Genomic DNA, 16,827 nt, shown 5'->3' on the forward strand with positions numbered 1-16,827 from the left:
TCTGTAATTTTATGTTCTATATGCAACATCACTGCCCATTTTCCGATTCACCGATACCTTTCCTTTCAATCTCTTCAAGCACCCACTCCGCCATATCACGAACCTCACGATATTCATCCTGACATACTTTTTTAATAACCGGAAGGTATTTCGGATCATAGTTATTTAACATCGCGTTCAGCGCATTCGTTTTATACCGCCACTCTTTCCCCTGCGGAATATACCAGAGTTTGGGCTGCACGACGGATCGCAGCCAGCTGTATTCCGCCAGAACGATCTCTGTATCCGTAAAATGGCTGCTCCACGCTTCGAGTTCTGGGAATTCTTCTGTATCTTTCCATGCTTTTCTATTATGGGGCCATGCATCCTAGCAGGCATCGCAGCCGTAGATCCATTTTTCGAATTTGTTCTGCAGCGGTTCCGTCCTTAGATCCCAGCCATCCCATGTTGTCAGGCAGGAAACGCAGGTGTTTCTGCACATCATGTACGGCGCTTCCAATGATTCTGTCGGACAGGATCGTATGCACAGGTTACATTTCTCAGCGCATGGTCTGATCTGATTCTCCACAATGTACTGAAGCGGCTCATCAATTAAAAAAGCCTCCAGATACTGATAAGACCCTTTCTCGGTATAAAAGAAATTGTTTTTTCGTATGATTCCAATTCCCGCCTTCATTCCTGCCCACCGCAGAGCTGTAATTCCAAAGTCTCTGTCAGTCGCCACCTGAAGACCGCAGTCTGCAAGGTATTTTTCAAATGCCACGCTTGTCTTATAACCTTCTGAATCTGTATGTCTTCTTCCGTCTGTCAGATAATATTTTGCAACACGACCTTTCATTCTTTGTCCCCACCTAATTTCTTTTCCTTCCAACTGAGTTTGCCACCGGCAGTTTCCGGTGACAATAGCAGTAAAAAAGTGCGTACTCACCTCATAAGCTGCTTTACCAGTTCTTTTTTTCTTTGCTGCTGTCATGCTGCGATTTGCGCTCCTCAACCATTTTTACAAACCACTCCACCATTGCCGGATCCTGATGTGAGAAAAAAGCACTTGTGGCAGTATCCATCTGTGAAATCTGGTTCATATCATTCTCATCAAGCGCAAAGTCAAATACATTAAAGTTTTCAATCATACGTTCTTTATGTACAGACTTCGGAATTACGATCACACCTCTTTGGATATGCCAGCGGAGCATTACCTGAGCTGTTGTTTTTCCATATTTCTGTCCAATCGCTTTCAGGACTTCATTCTCAAAAAGACCGTTTCTTCCTTCGCCAAATGGTGCCCACGCTTCCAGCCGGATATCATATTTGTCTGCCCATTCTTTTAATGTTTTCTGCTGGTTAAGGGGATGCGTTTCCATCTGATTTACCATCGGCTTAATATTTGTGAAGTTTGCAAATTCTACCATGCGGTCTGTATAATGGTTGGAGATACCGATTGCATGGAATTTTCCTTCTTTGTACAATTCTTCCAAAGCACGCCACGCGCCGTAAGTATCACCAAACGGCTGATGCAGCAGCAGCAGATCCAGATAATCTGTACGCAGTTTTTCCACAGATTCCAGCACAGATTTTTTACACTCTTCATATCTGAAATGTTCGATCCATACCTTGGAGGTTAAAAATATTTCTTTTCTGTCAATTCCTGACTTTTCAATAGCCTTCCCAACTTCCTCTTCATTAAAATAACTCTGGGCAGTATCAATGCTGCGATATCCCACTTCCAATGCATCCCGCACGCATCGTTCACACTCATCTTTCGTAACCTGATATATTCCATTTGTTCTCCCCCTGCCTGTTGATTCATTTTTTTCATCATGCTATAATCCTACCAGCCGGTAGCTGCTACCGGTCAAGGACTTTTTGAGATCCAAGCTGTTAAATTCAGCATTTTGAATTTAATTTTATGTTTTTAGGAGAATGTTATGTATTCCATGAAAGAGGCCTGCAAATTAACCGATATGACCTACGAAAATTTGAAATTTTATTGCAACGAAGGACTTGTTCCCAATGTAAAAAGGGATAAAAGAAATTACCGGATGTTTGATAATCACGATATTAAATGGATCCAGAGTTTAAACTGCCTGAAAAATTGCGGTATGAGCATTGCTGAAATGAAAGAGTATCTCGCACTTTGCCTTGAAGGAGAAAAGTCTATTCCAACGCGAAAAATTATTCTGCAAAATAAAAGAGAAGCTCTGCTTCAGTCTATCGAAAAATTGCAGCAGGCTGTCGCATTTATTGACTGGAAGCAGAGCTTCTATGATAAAGTCTTGTCTGGGGAAATGAAGTATTATAGTAATTTACTGCCTGAATTAAGAGAATAACCCCTCGCTTTCAGCTCAGTCAATTCCCAGCGCCGATGAGTCTCCGGGCACAGGCGCGCCTGGATCCCGGGAGCTGGCTTCCTCTTGGCTCGCAGGAAAATGCGTTGGAAGACAGGGAACACTTGTCTGAGCGTCAGCGAGTTGTGTTCCCTGTTCTCCGTCCTTAGCATTTTTCTGCAAGCTTAGAGGAACCCTTCCGGAATCCCACTAAGCGTCTGCGCCCGGAGACTCATTGGCGCGTACCTCTTGCAAAAAATGTATAAAGAAAGCAAACTCGTTTCCTTAATATTGAAATCCCCCAAAAACAAAATCATTCAGAACCAGATCAAAATGCAGCGATATGTCCGGCTCCGATCACACGAAAAGACCGGATGAAATCATCTCTATTCATCCTCCAACATACATCCTTCCGGCGCATACATCCCAAACAGCCAGTCCTCCAGCGCATTCAGGTTATCATCGGAGTGCTCGATCTCCCTCGCGTACCGCCAGGAGAGCTCCTCCACATCCTGCATGGACAGCTTCTTCCTGTTTTCCAGCCACCGGACGATCAGAAATTCCTGAATCCACCGGACAGAGAACAGCGCCAGCTCCAGCTTGGAGCAGACCATATCGTCATAGACGGCTCCGCAGAAATATGTATAGACAAAGAACATCAAAAGCTGTTCGCCCAGATTTTCCCACTCTTCTTTATGGCTGCTCAGCGCCCCATACATCCGGTGAAATTCCTTACAGATCTTAAAATATTCCTCTTTGCTTCCCTGATACAGCCACCTTTCCGCCCCGTCAAGCACCTGATCCCACTCCGGGCGCAGACGTTCCAGGCCATAAAGCACCTGAAGTTCTTCCTTCTGCCACTCCCACTGATGAAAAGATGCCGCATCCACGCCCTTTTCTGAGAGACTTTCCGATATAAACTCCCGCAAGGTTCCCTCCCTGTGATGGCGTTCGCATTCCTGAAGCAGATCATCGATCTCAAACTCTCTTCCTTCCTCCATACAGATCTGGTATCTCTCCGCCAGCTGCTCGCACGTTGCCATACGCAGTGTCAGCGGCAGATTTCGATCCTGTAAAACAGAGAAAAGAACATCTCTGGTGTCTTCCAGCCTCGAAAACATCATAAAATCAAACTCGTCAAAATCATCCTCCTCGTCCGTCTCCTCCTCAAGAAACCGGACCGGCTCCTTGCAGGAAAGAATGATCTTCGCCGCCTCCGGGCAGGAAAGGGACAGGGATAATTCCCTAAGTCCCTCAAATTCCTCCGTGTGTCTCGGATAAAGGCGGCAGGTATCGCAGAGCGCGTCCGGTCCCAGCGCCTTATAGAGGTCACACAGGTTTTCATGATTCAAAAACGCGCACCGCTGTTCATTCTGACAGAAGCACTCCTCTTCCCAGTTGACCGACCCATGCAGGCGTTTTCCAAACTCCCCCTGCACGTTTTTATACTTCTCAAGAGAATCCTCATCGATCATGATCTGCCATCCCGCGCAGCAGGTATCCGGGCAGTCTCCGGCCGTGCAGACAAATTTATCGTAAAAATGTGGTTTTAAATATCGCATCGTTTATTTTCCTTTCTGAATCACATAACTCTCCAACTGCAGCTTTTCTTCCGGCGCATATCTGCATCTGCCGTTAATGATATTCCCTGTAATAATCATCCGGATCTCCGTATTTTAAAACAGCTTCCTGCTGTTCTTCATCACTCAGACTCCTCATAAACAGCCAGTTTTCCTCATACATATAATGCGGATACCGAAATCTCGTTCTCACAAATGTATTCGTTACATACAGGGCAATGTGTTCATCATACTGTTCCACTTTCTGCTCAAATCCAAGACTGTAAAGAAACCAGTTCCATGCAAAAAACAGGAACAGAAAAACCGCCGCCACGATCACCGGTATCCTGATAATCCTTCTCATCCAGCCGTCGAATTTCTTTCTGTTCCACGCCAGCAAAAAAAATGTCCCCGCTGTCAGCACGATCTGCCAGAACACGCAGAGCCCAAGTGCAATGGCGATCGCCCTGTCAGGGATATAATACCAGCCATCACGCAACCATTTTTCACCTGAAAAAAAGAGAATTGTGACCACACCGAACACACCTGCTGCAGCCAGCAGTATATAGAGCCATTTTTTCTGTATCTTCATGTCGCACCTCAACGAAATCTAAATTCTTCCGCTACCATAATATCATAAAAAACAGGTGTAATGCAAAAAATTCGTTTTTCTGCACTACACCCATCCATCATTAACACCAATCAATTATAAGTTTCCGGAAGCAATCGCTTTACAACGTTTTTTACAGAAGGCAATTCCATAAAGTGTGATATCTTTTCGACCATCATTTAAAAGATATTCCTGATAACGCCGGTCATTGATCTGATCCAACGCCGCCCTGCAGGCCTGCTCCATCTCATCGTAATCCTTCGTATATTTCAGTTCCACAACAATGCCTGCATTCGGATCTTCCGTTTCTACGATAATATCCGCAAATCCCTCTCCTGCCTCAACATTAGATTTCACAAGCCAGTCTGCGTTCCCCGTTAAAATACCCACGAGAAGATTATGGTATGAGATTTCTTTTTTTTCTTCTCCAGTTTTTATGTCAAAAACACTGATGGAATTGCTCATGATCCGATTAAGATACATCTCAACTCCATCCGTATTTCCCTCTTCAAAAGCTTTCCAGAAAGCAGTTAGCTGCTCCGTATTGCTGAAAATTGATTTTTTAAACCACTCCTGGATCTGCAATTTAAACACTTCACGGATCTCCCGGTTTGGAATCACGAGCCTGTACGCGCCATCCTCTGTCATTCCCGTCTGTGTGAGATATCCAGTGGTAAATAGAACACTCCAGAGATTTTCGATGCTGTTATCGATCTCATCATAAGTGAGATCAAGACGGAGCATTTTTTCAATTGCATCCCCGGCAATCAACTGTTCGATCTCATTCCGGGTCGTTCTGTTTGCCTTATCCACAAAACGCTTTACAAGGTCATTCCCGCTGGTATTGATCCAGTATGCTTCTGGTCTTGCATTCGGATCGTCCTTGATTCGGTCGATATGATTAATGACATCCCACGGACAGTACACGTCAACATTGCCAAAACGATAACCATCGTACCATTCCTTCGTTTCCGAAAATCTCGCTTCCAAGTGATAATCCGCGAGAAGTTTCTGTACTTCTTTATCTGTAAAACCAAACTGTTCATCAAACCGCGAATCCGTAATCGACAGAATCTTAAAATTATTTAATCCCGTAAAAATACTCTCTTTAGAAACCCTGAGACATCCAGTCAATACTGCAAAGGCTAAAGCCTCATTTGTTTTCAGTGCCCTTCCGAACAGCGACCGGATTAAAGCGACCATCTCCCGATAATAACCATGCTGAAAGGCCTTATCAAGCGGTACATCATATTCATCGATCAGAATAACCGTCTTCTGATTAAAATGCTTATACAGAAGTTCGGAAAGCGTCTGCAGAGAGCCGTACAGTACATCATCACTCATCTGATAATGTCCATCTGCAAATGCTGTCAACACTCTGTACTTTTCCCTGTCACGGTCTGATAAATTTGTGTCCTTTGCCAAAAAAGGAAAACGCTCTGCCTCCCTCGCAATGAGTTCGACCATCTGATATTTCGCTGTATCAAAATTCAATCCCTCTGCATTTTTTAATGAAAGAAAGATCACCGGGTACTTTCCCATATGTTCAGAACAGATCTTTTCATTGGCACAAATATGGAGTCCGTCAAAAAGCGACCGGTCCGACCCGATTTCAAAGAAATATTTCAGCATGCTCATATTGAGTGTTTTTCCAAAACGGCGCGGACGGGTAAATAAATTAACTTCCCCCCAATTCGAAAAGAGCTGCTCGATCAAGCTCGTCTTATCGACATAGTAAAATCCATTTTGACGGATCTTTTCAAAATTATCGATGCCAACCGGCAGTTTTAAAAATTCATCCATGATATCAGCTCCTTCCGTTACTTTGCAGCTAATTACAACTTTATTTTCCACTACAGCGCCGTCCCTCTCTTCGGCACAAACATCCCGGACATATCCGTCCGTTCCAGTTTCAGCAGTCCGATCTTCTTCTCGATTCCGCCCGCATACCCAGTGAGGCTGCCGTTCGTTCCGACCACCCGATGGCACGGAATCAGGATCGAGATTGGATTATGACCGACCGCGCCCCCAACAGCCTGGGCAGACATGGTCTTTTTCCCGGACATCTCAGCGACTTTCCTGCCGATCTCCCCGTATGTCATGGTCTTTCCATACGGGATCATAAGCAGGATCTTCCATACCTTTTTCTGGAACTCTGAGCCCTCCGGCGCCAGCGGCGGAAGAAACTCCGGTTCTTTCCCGGCAAAATAAAGATCCAGCCACTCTTTCGTCTGCTTCAAAACAGGCGTCTCCTTATCTTCCGTCTCTTTCTTATCCAATCCAGAAGCAAAGTACTTCTGCCCCTCAAACCAGACTCCTTTTAATACGTCATCATCCGCCGCCATATAGATCATTCCAAGCGGTGAATCATAGTGTGATACAAAGATCATATCCTCGTTCCTCCCAAATACATCCTCTGCAGCAGTCATTCCGCAGTTTCTTTACCTGTCACATGATTTCCAAGTTTCTGAATCTATCATACCACGTTCTCCCAAAACTTCTTTGCAAAAATGGAAATCTAATTTGCTCTCTTTCCAAGCCACACAGCCACCCCGAAATGCACCAGGCAGACCGCTGCTCCCAATACAAACACCCACTCCGGACCTACAAACTTCCAGACAGCTCCCAAAAGCCCGGAGACCGTCACTGCCAGCACATGATCCACACTGAGCCCAAACGACAGGTTCTCCATCACGTCCGCCGGAGAGTCGCTGAGTTTTTTCATCAACATCACATGAACCGCGTTAAAATGATCTGCGATCATAATAAAAATATATGCCGTGAACGCAAAGATCTGCTCCACTCTCCCCGTAAACACACCTGACGTGATCCCATGGACTGCCCAGGCCGCATACAGAAAGATCGCCCCGATCGTCACACTCTCCAGAACAAGTCCCTTTTTCACACCATACCGGTCAAGAAATTTTCCGATCTGCGGAGCAATCATACTGCTGCCAAAATGCGCCGCGATTCCAAGAAGCGCCACCGTATCTGCCCCCATCGCAAGGAGCTCGATAATGATCCACGGTGCAAACACCAGACGCATCCGTTTCTGGAAACCATAAACCCCTGTAACGATATAATAAGGAATGTATTTCTTCTTAAGCGGCAGTCCCTTTTTCTTCTCATCATGCTTTCGCACATCAAGGGACGGAACCTCTCTTCTCAGTCTCCACAGGAAAAATAACGCTGCCGCAACGACCACAAGAGACACACAAAACGACGGAACGACCGATCTGTCCGCCCGGAACCAGAACGCCCCGTACCGGAATCCGATAAATACAAGCAGTGATGCCGCCATGGACCCCATCGTCGCATATCCCCGGTATTTTCCGAGAAAGGTTCCCGTCTTCCCCTCATCCGCGAGATCCATCGCGATCGCATCCCGGACCGGCATGACAATATGATCCCCGAGAGAATAGGTAAACACAAACAGCTGCATTAAGAGATATCCCGGAGATAAAAGACCAAGGACAAACATTCCCACCGCATACAGGCAGAAACTGATCATCGCCAACGTCAGATTCCCACATCCCGACAGTGCCGCGATCACAAACACTCCCACAACTCCCGGCAGCTCCCTCGGGATCTCCAAAAGCCCCCTCTGCACCGAGTCCACCTGATACACGCCCTTAAAATAATTCGAGATAATACTGCCGCCAAATCCGTTCGCAAACGTAAACAGGACGAAAGCGATCAAAAACAGCCGCCTTGCCCTCTCCTTCTTCATCTGTTCTGTCATAACCTTCCTCCCATTCAATCTCGTCAATATCCAGCACAAGACTGCCGCTGGACACGATGCCTGATTTTCAAAAACCGAAACAGTACAGTTTTCCTCCATCCAGACATCTCTTTTTTCTTCGAAAAAACGTTATCTAACCTCAATTATAATACATATCTTTCATATGAACAAGCGTTCTTTTCCACAGTAACAACTATATACATCATCCAGATCTATACTTAAATCTTCAATCCCCAGCGCAGGTCAGCCTCCGGAACCGGGTGCCTGATTTACAGGCCTGGCTTCCTCTTGGCTCGCAGGAAAATGCGTTGGAGGAAATGGGGCGCTTGTCTGAGCGAAGCGAGTTGCGTCCCATTTTCTCCGCCCTTAGCATTTTTCTGCAAGCATAGAGGAACCGCCTGGAAATCGACAGCACCAGGAGCCGGAAGCTGACCTGCGCGTACTTCCTCCAAGTTGACTCAACCTCTCTTTTCCTGACTCAAACCAACAAAAATACCGGAACAGCAGTCTCCCCGCCATCCCGGTATTTCTCAATTCCTATAAGATTTCCCCAAGGAACCTACTCCCCTAGGTCCACCATCACATCAGAAACCTCAACCTTCTGATCGATCAGTCCACTCTCAAGCATCCAGTCGATGTTCTCCTGCCAGCACTCCTCCGTCTGTGTCAGGAACGGAACATCCTCCGTCTCCATAAGCGGCAGCAGAGTCTCACAGGATTTCTCCTCAACGCTCTGTGTCAGCGGGAAATTCTCCTCATTCTGGTTGTTCATGAGGATCGCGAGGCAGCCGTCCGGATCCTTCTTAAAGTCCTCAAAGCCCTTTGCAGATGCACGTAAAAAGCCCTTTAAGACCTCCGGCTCACTCTCGATCATCTCATTATTTGCGAGGAACACTTCCTCATAATAATTCGGAATGCCATATCCGTTTGCCATGAAATAATTGACGTCAAAGCCCTCTTCCTCCAGCTGCGGAACCTCATGGTTCACAAGACAGCCGATGGTGGCATCCACGTTGCCGGTAGTCATAGAGCTCATCAGGTCAAATCCAACGTCGATCAGATTTACATCTGACGCATCCGCGCCCACATACTCCATCATGGTCTTCACAATAGACTCACTGAGAGCTGTTCCGCCGTATCCAACCGTCTTTCCGACAAGATCGGACGGGCTTGTAATATTCTTATCCTTTAAAGAAAGCACAATGCTCAACGGAGACTGCACGATCGCGCCGATGGACTTGATCTTCGTTCCCTGATTTGCAACCGCCTGGATCACATCCTGCTGATAATACATTCCGATCTCCGCCTTGCCGGCAGCGACAAGTGCCAGCGCGTCATTCGCGTTCGCCGGGAAGCGGACCTTCACATCAAGCCCCTCTTCCGCATAATATCCGCGCTCGATGGCGGTGTAGATAAAGGTGTGGATCGCGTTCGGATACCAGTCCAATACCACATTGACCTCACGGAGATCCTTTTTCTCATCAGAAGCAGCCGCTGTCTCTGCCACGCTGCTGTTTTCCGCCGAAGCGGCTGCCGCTGCCGTCGTCTCCGCTGTCTTTGTCTCACTCTTACCGCATCCTGCAAGTACTGTCATACTGAAAGCCGCAGCCATCACCGCTGCAGCGATTCTCATTCCTTTTTTCATGTCATTTCCTTTCGTTATCAATATAATTTGTCCTGCTCTTTCACTGGTCAGCCAGAATTTCATGTTGTGTTTTCTACTCATTTCTCCAGTGAATGATCCGTTTTTCAAGCAGTGTGACCACCCAGACAGCCGCCATCGCTGCCACCGATAACAATAAGATCGGTGCGAACACTCCGGCTCCATCAAGCTGTGTCATCATCCTCCTGCTGAAGTATCCAAGTCCGCTCTGAGCTCCCAGCCATTCACCGATGGCCGCTCCGATGATCGATAACGGAACCGCCATCTTGATCGCTGAGAAAAAGCAGGGCAGGACAGCCGGAACCTTTAACTTCATAAAAATCTGGCGTTTATCCGCGCCAAAGGTAAACAAGAGCTCTTCCATCTCCGTCTTCACCGACTTAAATCCGTCGAATACCGTGATCGTGATCGGGAAAAATGTGATCAGCACCGTCACAAGCACCTTGCTCCAGATCGTATATCCGAACCAGAGTACAAAAAGCGGTGCCAGAGCTGTCGTCGGGATCGTCTGGGACGCGATGATAAGCGGATAAAGTGCCTTTTCCGCTGTCTCGCTGGCATCCATCAGAACGGCCAGACCAAGGCCAAGAATAATGGAGATCAGAAGTCCGATCCCCACCACCGACATCGTTGCCGGAAGGTGTGCCTTAAATAACGGACCTCTAAGCTCCCAGAGCCGTACCACCACCTGGGTCGGTGACGGCAGGATATACGCCGCGTCGATTCCCATAGCCGCCGCCTGCCAGAAGATCAGCAGAGCTGCCACCAGAATTGCCGCCGGAAGATTCGTACTCAGAAAATTATGGGTCTGTCCGCGCGAAGCCCCGGAAGGAACCCGCGCATGATCCTTCTTCATCTTCTTACTCATGACGTCTCCTTCCTCAGCATACCGATCAGCTCCTCCTTCAAGGCCAGTATCTCCGGTTTCCGAAGCTCGTCCCTGGATCTCGGATATTCTGCCGGGACATCAATGGACCGCAGATGGGTGATCGGTGATTCCTCTACAACCAGGATCCGGCTGGACAAAAAGACCGCTTCCTCCACATCGTGCGTGATAAAAAGGACTGTCTTTTTCTCCCTCTCCCACTGCTCTAAAAGCCATTCCCGCATGGAGATCCTCGTCAGGTAATCGAGGGCTGAAAATGGCTCATCGAGGAGCAGAAGGTCGGAACCCGTGAGCACCGTTCTCGCAAACGCCGCTCTCTGACGCATGCCACCGGAAAGCTCCTTCGGCATTTTGTCACCCCAGTCCTTAAGACCAACCGATTCGAGCGCCGCGTCCGCTTTCTCTCTCATCTCCGTTTTCGAATATCCGCCCCGGATCTCCATCGGCAGCAGGAGATTCTCCCTCACGGTCCGCCATGGAAATAAAAGATCCTGCTGCGGCATGTATCCACAGTAGTTTCTCTTCTTCTCAATGGACTCTCCGTCCACCAGGATCTCGCCGGAAGCCGGCAGAAGAAGCTTGTTCACAAGCCGGAAGATCGTACTCTTACCACAGCCGGAAGCGCCGATGACGGACACGAATTCCCCGTCCTGTACATCGAAGGAAAGGTGGTCAATGATGGAGAAATCTTCCACATCATATTGAAAGCTTACATTGTCAAATTTCAGCATCCTACTGCCTCATTTCCCATGCCATATCCCAGAATGCCGCCTCGTAGCGGGAGCATGCTGTAAAGATGTCCACGAGATGCTGTTTCCGCTTCTCGGAATAGTCCTCCGTCAGGCGGTTCATCAGGTCTGCCAGCACCTCATTGTCCTCGTGGTAGGAATCGGACGCATATCCGCTGACCCATTCCCCATAGAACTCATGCTTATCTGCAGCCGGATACTCCGCAAGGATCCTCTTCGCGATAAACTCATAGCTCAACGCGCAGGAAAGGATCGCCGCCATGACCTCCGCCTCTCCTTCCTCGTAAGCGACACGAAGCATATAAGAGGTATAGGACAGATTATCAAGAGCGACCGGTGTCTGCTCCGCCTCCTCCTTCGCGATTCCAAGTCTCGTCATGTATGCGCGGTGGATATCCATCTCACCGTCCAGGATCGAATGGATATAACCCGCGAACAGGCGCATAGCGTCGAGGTTTTTCGCCTTCGCCGTGCCGATGGAAAATACCTTTGTATAGTCAAGAAGATACAGATAATCCTGTATCATATAATATTTAAATTTTTCATGATCCAGACTGCCGTCCGCGATTCCCTTTACAAAAGGCGTCTCGTTATAGCCGTCCCAGATCTCCTTTGTTGCCTCTAAAAGGCGTTCTGTCATCGTCATGCCTGTTCCTCCGCAAATCCTTTTCCGTGAAAATCAAATCCGTGATCCATCGGTCCGGATCCATGTCCGAGGTCCAGCATGGCTGCCAGCGCTCCGGAGATGTAAGCTTTCGCACGTTCCACCGCTGTATCGAGGTCATAACCCTTCGCCAGATTGGAGGCAATGGCGCTCGATAAGGTGCAGCCGGTTCCGTGGGTGTTCGGGTTGTCGATCCGCTTACCGTTGAACCAGCGGTAGCTGCCGTCGCGGTATAACAGGTCGTTGGCATCATTCAACTGATGACCGCCCTTACAGAGGACCGCGCAGTGATAGGTCTCACTGATCTGTTTTGCCGCCGCGATCATGTCCTCGGCGGACTTTACTTCCATCCCCGATAAAACCTCTGTCTCCGGGATATTCGGGGTCAGGACTGCCGCCATCGGAAACAGGTATTCTTTTAATGTGCCGATGGCATCGTCGCTGATCAGCTTTGATCCGCTTGTCGCCACCATGACCGGGTCCACAACGATATTTTCTGCTTTGTGTTCATGAAGCTTCTTTGCGATGGACTTGATCAGTCCCGCAGAAGAAACCATTCCGATCTTTACCGCGTCCGGACGGATGTCCGTAAATACGCTGTCGATCTCCTGTTCCAGGAATTCCGGTGTTACCTCGAAAATCCCCTGGACGCCGGTCGTGTTCTGGGCCGTCAGTGCTGTGATCGCGCTCATTCCGTATACTCCGTTTGCGATCATCGTCTTTAAATCGGCCTGGATGCCGGCGCCTCCGCTGGAATCGCTTCCAGCGATCGTTAATGCTGTCTTCATCATAAAAACTCCTTTCAGGCATCAATAACTTTTCATTAGGCGACGCAAGGTGGTGCCCCCAATGTGCCGCCGCGGAAATGTTTTCCGCTTGATCTATTCCAAAACCCAGAGGGAAAATTGCTGCTCTGTGAATTTAGAATTCATATTTTCAGGCAAGTAGTATTTTTCTTCTGGCTTATTGGCTTGTTTGAATGTAGTGTTTAAAAAATTATAAGATTTCTCTTACCGCCTCTTTCAGTTCTCGTGTCGCCTTCTCAATATCCTCTGCCGCAAAGATCGCGCTGACGACTGCGACACCATCCACACCGGTTCCCTTAAGGGGCTCTATACGGTCCTTATTGATCCCGCCGATGGCGACTACCGGGATATCCACCGCCTGACAGATCGCAGAAAGCGCCTCCGGTGTCACCGCTGTGGCGTCCTTTTTTGTTCCTGTCGGATACATCGCTCCGACACCGAGGTAATCTGCCCCGTGCTTTTTCGCGAGAAGTGCCTGCTCCACATTCTTACAGGAAACACCGATGATCTTATCCGGTCCCAGCTTTTCTCTCACTTTTCCAGCTTCCATATCGCTCTGTCCCACATGAACGCCGTCCGCGTCTATCTTAAGAGCGATATCCACGTTGTCGTTGATCACAAAGGGAACATGATATTCGGCACAGAGCTTTTTGATCTTCTTCGCCTCTTCTAAAAACATCTCCTCATCCAGCTCTTTTTCCCTGAGCTGAACAAAGGTCGCGCCGCCCTTTAAAGCCTTTTCCACCTGGCTCTCCAGAGTCTCACCATTTAACCACGCGCGGTCCGTCACCGCGTAGAGCAGCATATCTTTCGGTCTGCAGTTCATATCTTCTACCTCCTACAATACATGAAACGCGTCTTAGCACATTCCCGCGCCTCGCGCGGCCGCTTGCGACGATCTACATCTTCGCGCGAGTGCACAGCATTGGCACGTCAGTACCTTTTGTGTAACAGGGAATTCCCCGGAATTTCCTGTTATAACAAGTGAAAACACGCTTCGCGAGTTTCCCCTTGTTATCGCGACAGTCGCCAAGGTCTCGCGCAAGCGCGGACTTTGGCTCGTTGTTCGTGTAAAAAAAGGAGACACCCGCAGGTATCTCCACTTCTACTCGTTCTCTTCAGCAGCTTCCTACGTTGGCATGATCCAAATCAGGTATACGGGTCTTGGCGATGCAGCCAACTCTCAGCCTGATCCGTCAGGCTCCCCGGTCTGTTTATTTTCTTTTTTTGACAAGATTTACTATATACTTTCCGAGCGGAAAAGTCAAGTTTGCACCCGGTTTCGTACATGATTTTAAGATTGCGGATTTTGCATGGATCCATCGATATTTTTCATGTATTCCGTGCAGCCTGCTTACAGCCTTGTGTTCCCCGCCCATCGCTTTTTCCCGGCGGCCTTTCAGAAATTTCCTCTCTTGCCTTTTTTCGCCTCCTGTGCTACAATCCAAATCGGTTAACGGAATGCAGCATGAGGGGGAGCGCCCTGGTGCTGCGGTCAATTCAATTACTTGATGACGAAGACCAGATTGCGAGGGAGTCCGTGTTCCGGGCTGAGAGGATCCCAGAAAGGATCGACCGTCCCATGCCGCGGATCCATGTCCGCGGCTTGTCAGCATTCTGCCTGAAAGTCATTTTTACGGCATGCTGCAGAAAGCATGCCTTTTTCTTTATCCGCCTGTTTCTTCCGGATTCATGGCAGCTGAACGCGTTCTATTTCTTATTCGGAACGATCACGCTCTCACAGTGTCCTGACCATTAGCGGATATTGAAACTATTTCACCGTATTTCCCGGTGTCCCATTCTTTCAGCAGAAAATATATTCTGCCCTGACGGGCTATGGAGGTATTATATTATGAGAAAATTTGTTGTACCGGCTCTCTCCCTGGCGCTCTGCCTCGGACTCACTGCAGGATGTTCTTCCAAAACGGACGCACCGGCTGCTTCCACAGGGGAGACCACAGCTGCCGCTTCTGCGGAAAGCACTTCTGAAGCAGCCGCTTCCGCAGAGACAAAATCCATCGATTCCTTAAAGATCGCTTTCTCCCCGTACGCGGACGCAGATACGATCACGACAGCAACAGAGCCGTTAGAAAACCTTTTAAAAGAGACACTGCTTGAAAAAGGCTACGATGTCAAAGACATCGACATGACCGTCGGAACAAGCTACACTGCTGTCGGTGAGGCACTGAGCGCAGGAAGCGCTGATATCGGATTTATCTCCGGAGGAAACTATGTCCTGTTCTCCGATGACTGCGACGTTCTCCTCACGGCTCTCCGCTACGCCATCAACAAGGACTCCGAAGATCCGAAGGAATGGAACGACGGCACCATCGAGGAAAACACAGACAAAATGAGCACATATTACCGCTCCATCATTCTCGCAGGACCGAGTGAAAAAGGTCAGGAGCTCTTAGCAAAGGTCAACAACGGCGAGGAACTTACCTGGGATGACTTAAACAGCGCCACCTGGGCAGTCATGGGACCAACCTCCGCGTCCGGCTACATTTATCCGTCCTTATGGTTAAACGAGCGCTACGGAAAGACCATCGCTGACCTCGCGAATGCGGTCCAGTCTGATTCCTACACCACATCCCTCGCCCGCCTCGCCTCCGGACAGGCAGACCTCATGGTCTCCTACGGCCATATCCGCACAAAATATGCGCCGGACTGGAAAGAGAAATTCGGCGGCACTGATGATATGGTAAAGCAGACAGGCATCATCGGCGTCACAGAGGGAATCTACAACGATATGATCGCATACAGCAAAACTTCCGAGCTCATGCAGGACGCTGACTTCCGTCAGGCTCTCGGTGATTCCTTCATCGAGATCGCAGGAACTGATGAAGGCAAAGACATCATCAAAGTCTTCAGTCAGGTCGGCTACGAGTGGGGCGATGACGCGAACTATGACGGGGAACGCGCCGCACAGGAAATGTTAAAGTCTATGAACTAAACAGATCCCAATTTTTTACTGATTCATTATTTGTAAGGCAGGTATCTTCATGGAAATCGTTCTTCAGAACATTGGAAAACAATTTAAAAACGGGACACGCGCCCTGGACCATGTAACCTTTACCATCCCTCAGGGCGAGTTCGTCTCCGTGATCGGTCCGTCCGGAGCTGGAAAAACCACCCTGTTCCGGATCTTAAACGGCATGGAGACGCCGGGGGACGGGGCTGTCCTTTTTGATGGCAGCGACATATCGTCCATGTCCGGAACCGCCAGGAAGAATGTAAAGAGATCCATCGGCACCATCTATCAGGATTTCTGTCTCGTGGAAAATTCCACTTGCCTTGCAAATGTGCTCACTGCCTGTCTGCCGGATATGGGATTTTTCCCCGCTGTGTTCGGAATCTACGGAAAAAAGCGCCGGGCAGAAGCACTGAAATTTCTTGACCGCGTGGGACTCTTGGAAAAAGCAGAAGAACCGGTAAAAAATCTCTCCGGTGGTCAGAAACAGCGCGCCGCCATCGCGAGAGCCCTCATGCGTCATCCAAAAATCCTGCTGGCTGATGAGCCCGCCGCCTCCTTGGATCCGGTCACCGGGCGGCAGATCCTGACACTTTTAAAGGAGATTCAGGAAAAGGATGGCGTCACGATTCTTATGAACAGCCATAACCTTGAATTTTCTCAGGAGTTTTCCGACCGGATCATCGGGCTGAAGGACGGAAATGTAGTTTTTGATGGAACGCCATCGGAAATGAATGAGGAAATCTTGAGAAACATTTATCTCAGTCTCGAAGACGCCCACCTATCTTAGGTGATGAATAATAGAACTCTGCTATTTATGCATTTATCCATCCCAACGGATCCTTGCAGAGAA

18 protein-coding genes and 1 riboswitch are annotated in these 16,827 nt (G+C 48.5%); of the genes, 4 read left to right on the forward strand and 14 right to left on the reverse strand.

Features of this window, described 5'->3' with window-relative positions; genetic code table 11:
* Positions 1-28 precede the first annotated feature (28 nt).
* The 3 genes from GPK83_RS11665 to GPK83_RS11675 form a co-directional block, all read right to left on the reverse strand.
* Positions 29-241 (reverse strand): hypothetical protein, encoded by a 213-nt coding sequence (locus GPK83_RS11665; RefSeq protein ID WP_147352704.1) that lies wholly within the window; start codon positions 239-241, stop codon positions 29-31.
* 126 nt (positions 242-367) lie between these two features.
* Positions 368-838, reverse strand: a complete 471-nt coding sequence (locus GPK83_RS11670) for a hypothetical protein (protein ID WP_215704839.1) — start codon at positions 836-838, stop codon at positions 368-370.
* 103 nt (positions 839-941) lie between these two features.
* Positions 942-1,775 carry an aldo/keto reductase gene (locus tag GPK83_RS11675; RefSeq protein ID WP_118529573.1) on the reverse strand — a complete coding sequence of 278 codons (834 nt, stop codon included), beginning with the start codon at positions 1,773-1,775 and terminating at the stop codon, positions 942-944.
* A gap of 150 nt (positions 1,776-1,925) precedes the next feature.
* Between GPK83_RS11675 and GPK83_RS11680 the strand changes: the two genes are divergently transcribed.
* Positions 1,926-2,327 (forward strand): MerR family transcriptional regulator, encoded by a 402-nt coding sequence (locus tag GPK83_RS11680; RefSeq protein WP_118529572.1) that lies wholly within the window; start codon positions 1,926-1,928, stop codon positions 2,325-2,327.
* A 383-nt stretch (positions 2,328-2,710) separates the two neighbouring features.
* On the opposite strand, the gene fliB is transcribed toward GPK83_RS11680, so the two are convergent.
* The 11 genes from fliB to thiE form a co-directional block, all read right to left on the reverse strand.
* Complete coding sequence (fliB, locus tag GPK83_RS11685) at positions 2,711-3,886, reverse strand: flagellin lysine-N-methylase (RefSeq protein ID WP_215704840.1); 1,176 nt, start codon at positions 3,884-3,886, stop codon at positions 2,711-2,713.
* Between the two features lie 73 nt (positions 3,887-3,959).
* On the reverse strand, positions 3,960-4,475 hold the full coding sequence (locus tag GPK83_RS11690; RefSeq protein WP_118515480.1) for a hypothetical protein: 516 nt from the start codon (positions 4,473-4,475) through the stop codon (positions 3,960-3,962).
* Positions 4,476-4,589: 114 nt separating this feature from the next.
* A complete protein-coding gene (locus GPK83_RS11695) occupies positions 4,590-6,296 on the reverse strand; it encodes an AAA family ATPase (RefSeq protein WP_215704841.1) in 1,707 nt (568 codons plus the stop codon).
* A 50-nt stretch (positions 6,297-6,346) separates the two neighbouring features.
* Positions 6,347-6,883, reverse strand: a complete 537-nt coding sequence (locus GPK83_RS11700; RefSeq protein WP_215704842.1) for a methylated-DNA--[protein]-cysteine S-methyltransferase — start codon at positions 6,881-6,883, stop codon at positions 6,347-6,349.
* A 128-nt stretch (positions 6,884-7,011) separates the two neighbouring features.
* Positions 7,012-8,235: a hypothetical protein gene (locus tag GPK83_RS11705; protein ID WP_215704843.1), complete on the reverse strand. Its 1,224-nt coding sequence runs from the start codon at positions 8,233-8,235 to the stop codon at positions 7,012-7,014.
* Between the two features lie 559 nt (positions 8,236-8,794).
* The gene (locus tag GPK83_RS11710) at positions 8,795-9,880 is read right to left on the reverse strand and encodes an ABC transporter substrate-binding protein (protein ID WP_243037171.1); all 1,086 of its coding nucleotides are present in this window, start codon (positions 9,878-9,880) and stop codon (positions 8,795-8,797) included.
* A 73-nt stretch (positions 9,881-9,953) separates the two neighbouring features.
* On the reverse strand, positions 9,954-10,694 hold the full coding sequence (locus GPK83_RS11715; RefSeq protein ID WP_117485407.1) for an ABC transporter permease: 741 nt from the start codon (positions 10,692-10,694) through the stop codon (positions 9,954-9,956).
* 68 nt (positions 10,695-10,762) lie between these two features.
* Entirely contained in the window at positions 10,763-11,515 is a 753-nt protein-coding gene (locus GPK83_RS11720; RefSeq protein WP_215704844.1) for an ABC transporter ATP-binding protein, read from the reverse strand.
* A 1-nt stretch (position 11,516) separates the two neighbouring features.
* A complete protein-coding gene (gene tenA / locus GPK83_RS11725) occupies positions 11,517-12,179 on the reverse strand; it encodes a thiaminase II (RefSeq protein WP_215704845.1) in 663 nt (220 codons plus the stop codon).
* Positions 12,176-12,985: a bifunctional hydroxymethylpyrimidine kinase/phosphomethylpyrimidine kinase gene (thiD, locus tag GPK83_RS11730; protein WP_215704846.1), complete on the reverse strand. Its 810-nt coding sequence runs from the start codon at positions 12,983-12,985 to the stop codon at positions 12,176-12,178. The genes tenA and thiD overlap by 4 nt, the downstream gene beginning before the upstream one ends.
* 208 nt (positions 12,986-13,193) lie before the next feature.
* Positions 13,194-13,829 (reverse strand): thiamine phosphate synthase, encoded by a 636-nt coding sequence (thiE, locus tag GPK83_RS11735; RefSeq protein WP_215704847.1) that lies wholly within the window; start codon positions 13,827-13,829, stop codon positions 13,194-13,196.
* Between the two features lie 284 nt (positions 13,830-14,113).
* A riboswitch (TPP riboswitch) is annotated at positions 14,114-14,221 on the reverse strand.
* A 268-nt stretch (positions 14,222-14,489) separates the two neighbouring features.
* Between thiE and GPK83_RS11740 the strand changes: the two genes are divergently transcribed.
* From GPK83_RS11740 to phnC, 3 genes are all read left to right on the forward strand, one after another.
* Positions 14,490-14,762, forward strand: coding sequence for a hypothetical protein (locus tag GPK83_RS11740; RefSeq protein WP_015554064.1), 273 nt, complete (start codon positions 14,490-14,492; stop codon positions 14,760-14,762).
* Positions 14,763-14,855: 93 nt separating this feature from the next.
* Complete coding sequence (locus GPK83_RS11745) at positions 14,856-15,956, forward strand: PhnD/SsuA/transferrin family substrate-binding protein (RefSeq protein ID WP_117485360.1); 1,101 nt, start codon at positions 14,856-14,858, stop codon at positions 15,954-15,956.
* A 49-nt stretch (positions 15,957-16,005) separates the two neighbouring features.
* Positions 16,006-16,764 (forward strand): phosphonate ABC transporter ATP-binding protein, encoded by a 759-nt coding sequence (phnC, locus tag GPK83_RS11750; RefSeq protein ID WP_118529565.1) that lies wholly within the window; start codon positions 16,006-16,008, stop codon positions 16,762-16,764.
* The last annotated feature ends 63 nt before the right edge of the window (positions 16,765-16,827 follow it).

It is taken from the genome of Clostridium sp. MCC328 (genome assembly GCF_018785465.1).
In the GTDB taxonomy this organism is placed as follows: Bacteria; Bacillota; Clostridia; order Lachnospirales; family Lachnospiraceae; genus Pilosibacter; species Pilosibacter fragilis.

Coding starts and splice junctions, on each gene's coding strand:
- tenA (WP_215704845.1), bottom strand. CDS start 12,179: ATGACGATGACAGAACGCCTTTTAGAGGCAACAAAGGAGATCTGGGAC.
- phnC (WP_118529565.1), top strand. CDS start 16,006: ATGGAAATCGTTCTTCAGAACATTGGAAAACAATTTAAAAACGGGACA.
- GPK83_RS11745 (WP_117485360.1), top strand. CDS start 14,856: ATGAGAAAATTTGTTGTACCGGCTCTCTCCCTGGCGCTCTGCCTCGGA.
- GPK83_RS11695 (WP_215704841.1), bottom strand. CDS start 6,296: ATGGATGAATTTTTAAAACTGCCGGTTGGCATCGATAATTTTGAAAAG.
- GPK83_RS11690 (WP_118515480.1), bottom strand. CDS start 4,475: ATGAAGATACAGAAAAAATGGCTCTATATACTGCTGGCTGCAGCAGGT.
- GPK83_RS11670 (WP_215704839.1), bottom strand. CDS start 838: ATGAAAGGTCGTGTTGCAAAATATTATCTGACAGACGGAAGAAGACAT.
- thiE (WP_215704847.1), bottom strand. CDS start 13,829: ATGAACTGCAGACCGAAAGATATGCTGCTCTACGCGGTGACGGACCGC.
- thiD (WP_215704846.1), bottom strand. CDS start 12,985: ATGAAGACAGCATTAACGATCGCTGGAAGCGATTCCAGCGGAGGCGCC.
- GPK83_RS11680 (WP_118529572.1), top strand. CDS start 1,926: ATGTATTCCATGAAAGAGGCCTGCAAATTAACCGATATGACCTACGAA.
- GPK83_RS11710 (WP_243037171.1), bottom strand. CDS start 9,880: ATGAAAAAAGGAATGAGAATCGCTGCAGCGGTGATGGCTGCGGCTTTC.
- fliB (WP_215704840.1), bottom strand. CDS start 3,886: ATGCGATATTTAAAACCACATTTTTACGATAAATTTGTCTGCACGGCC.
- GPK83_RS11720 (WP_215704844.1), bottom strand. CDS start 11,515: ATGCTGAAATTTGACAATGTAAGCTTTCAATATGATGTGGAAGATTTC.
- GPK83_RS11705 (WP_215704843.1), bottom strand. CDS start 8,235: ATGACAGAACAGATGAAGAAGGAGAGGGCAAGGCGGCTGTTTTTGATC.
- GPK83_RS11700 (WP_215704842.1), bottom strand. CDS start 6,883: ATGATCTTTGTATCACACTATGATTCACCGCTTGGAATGATCTATATG.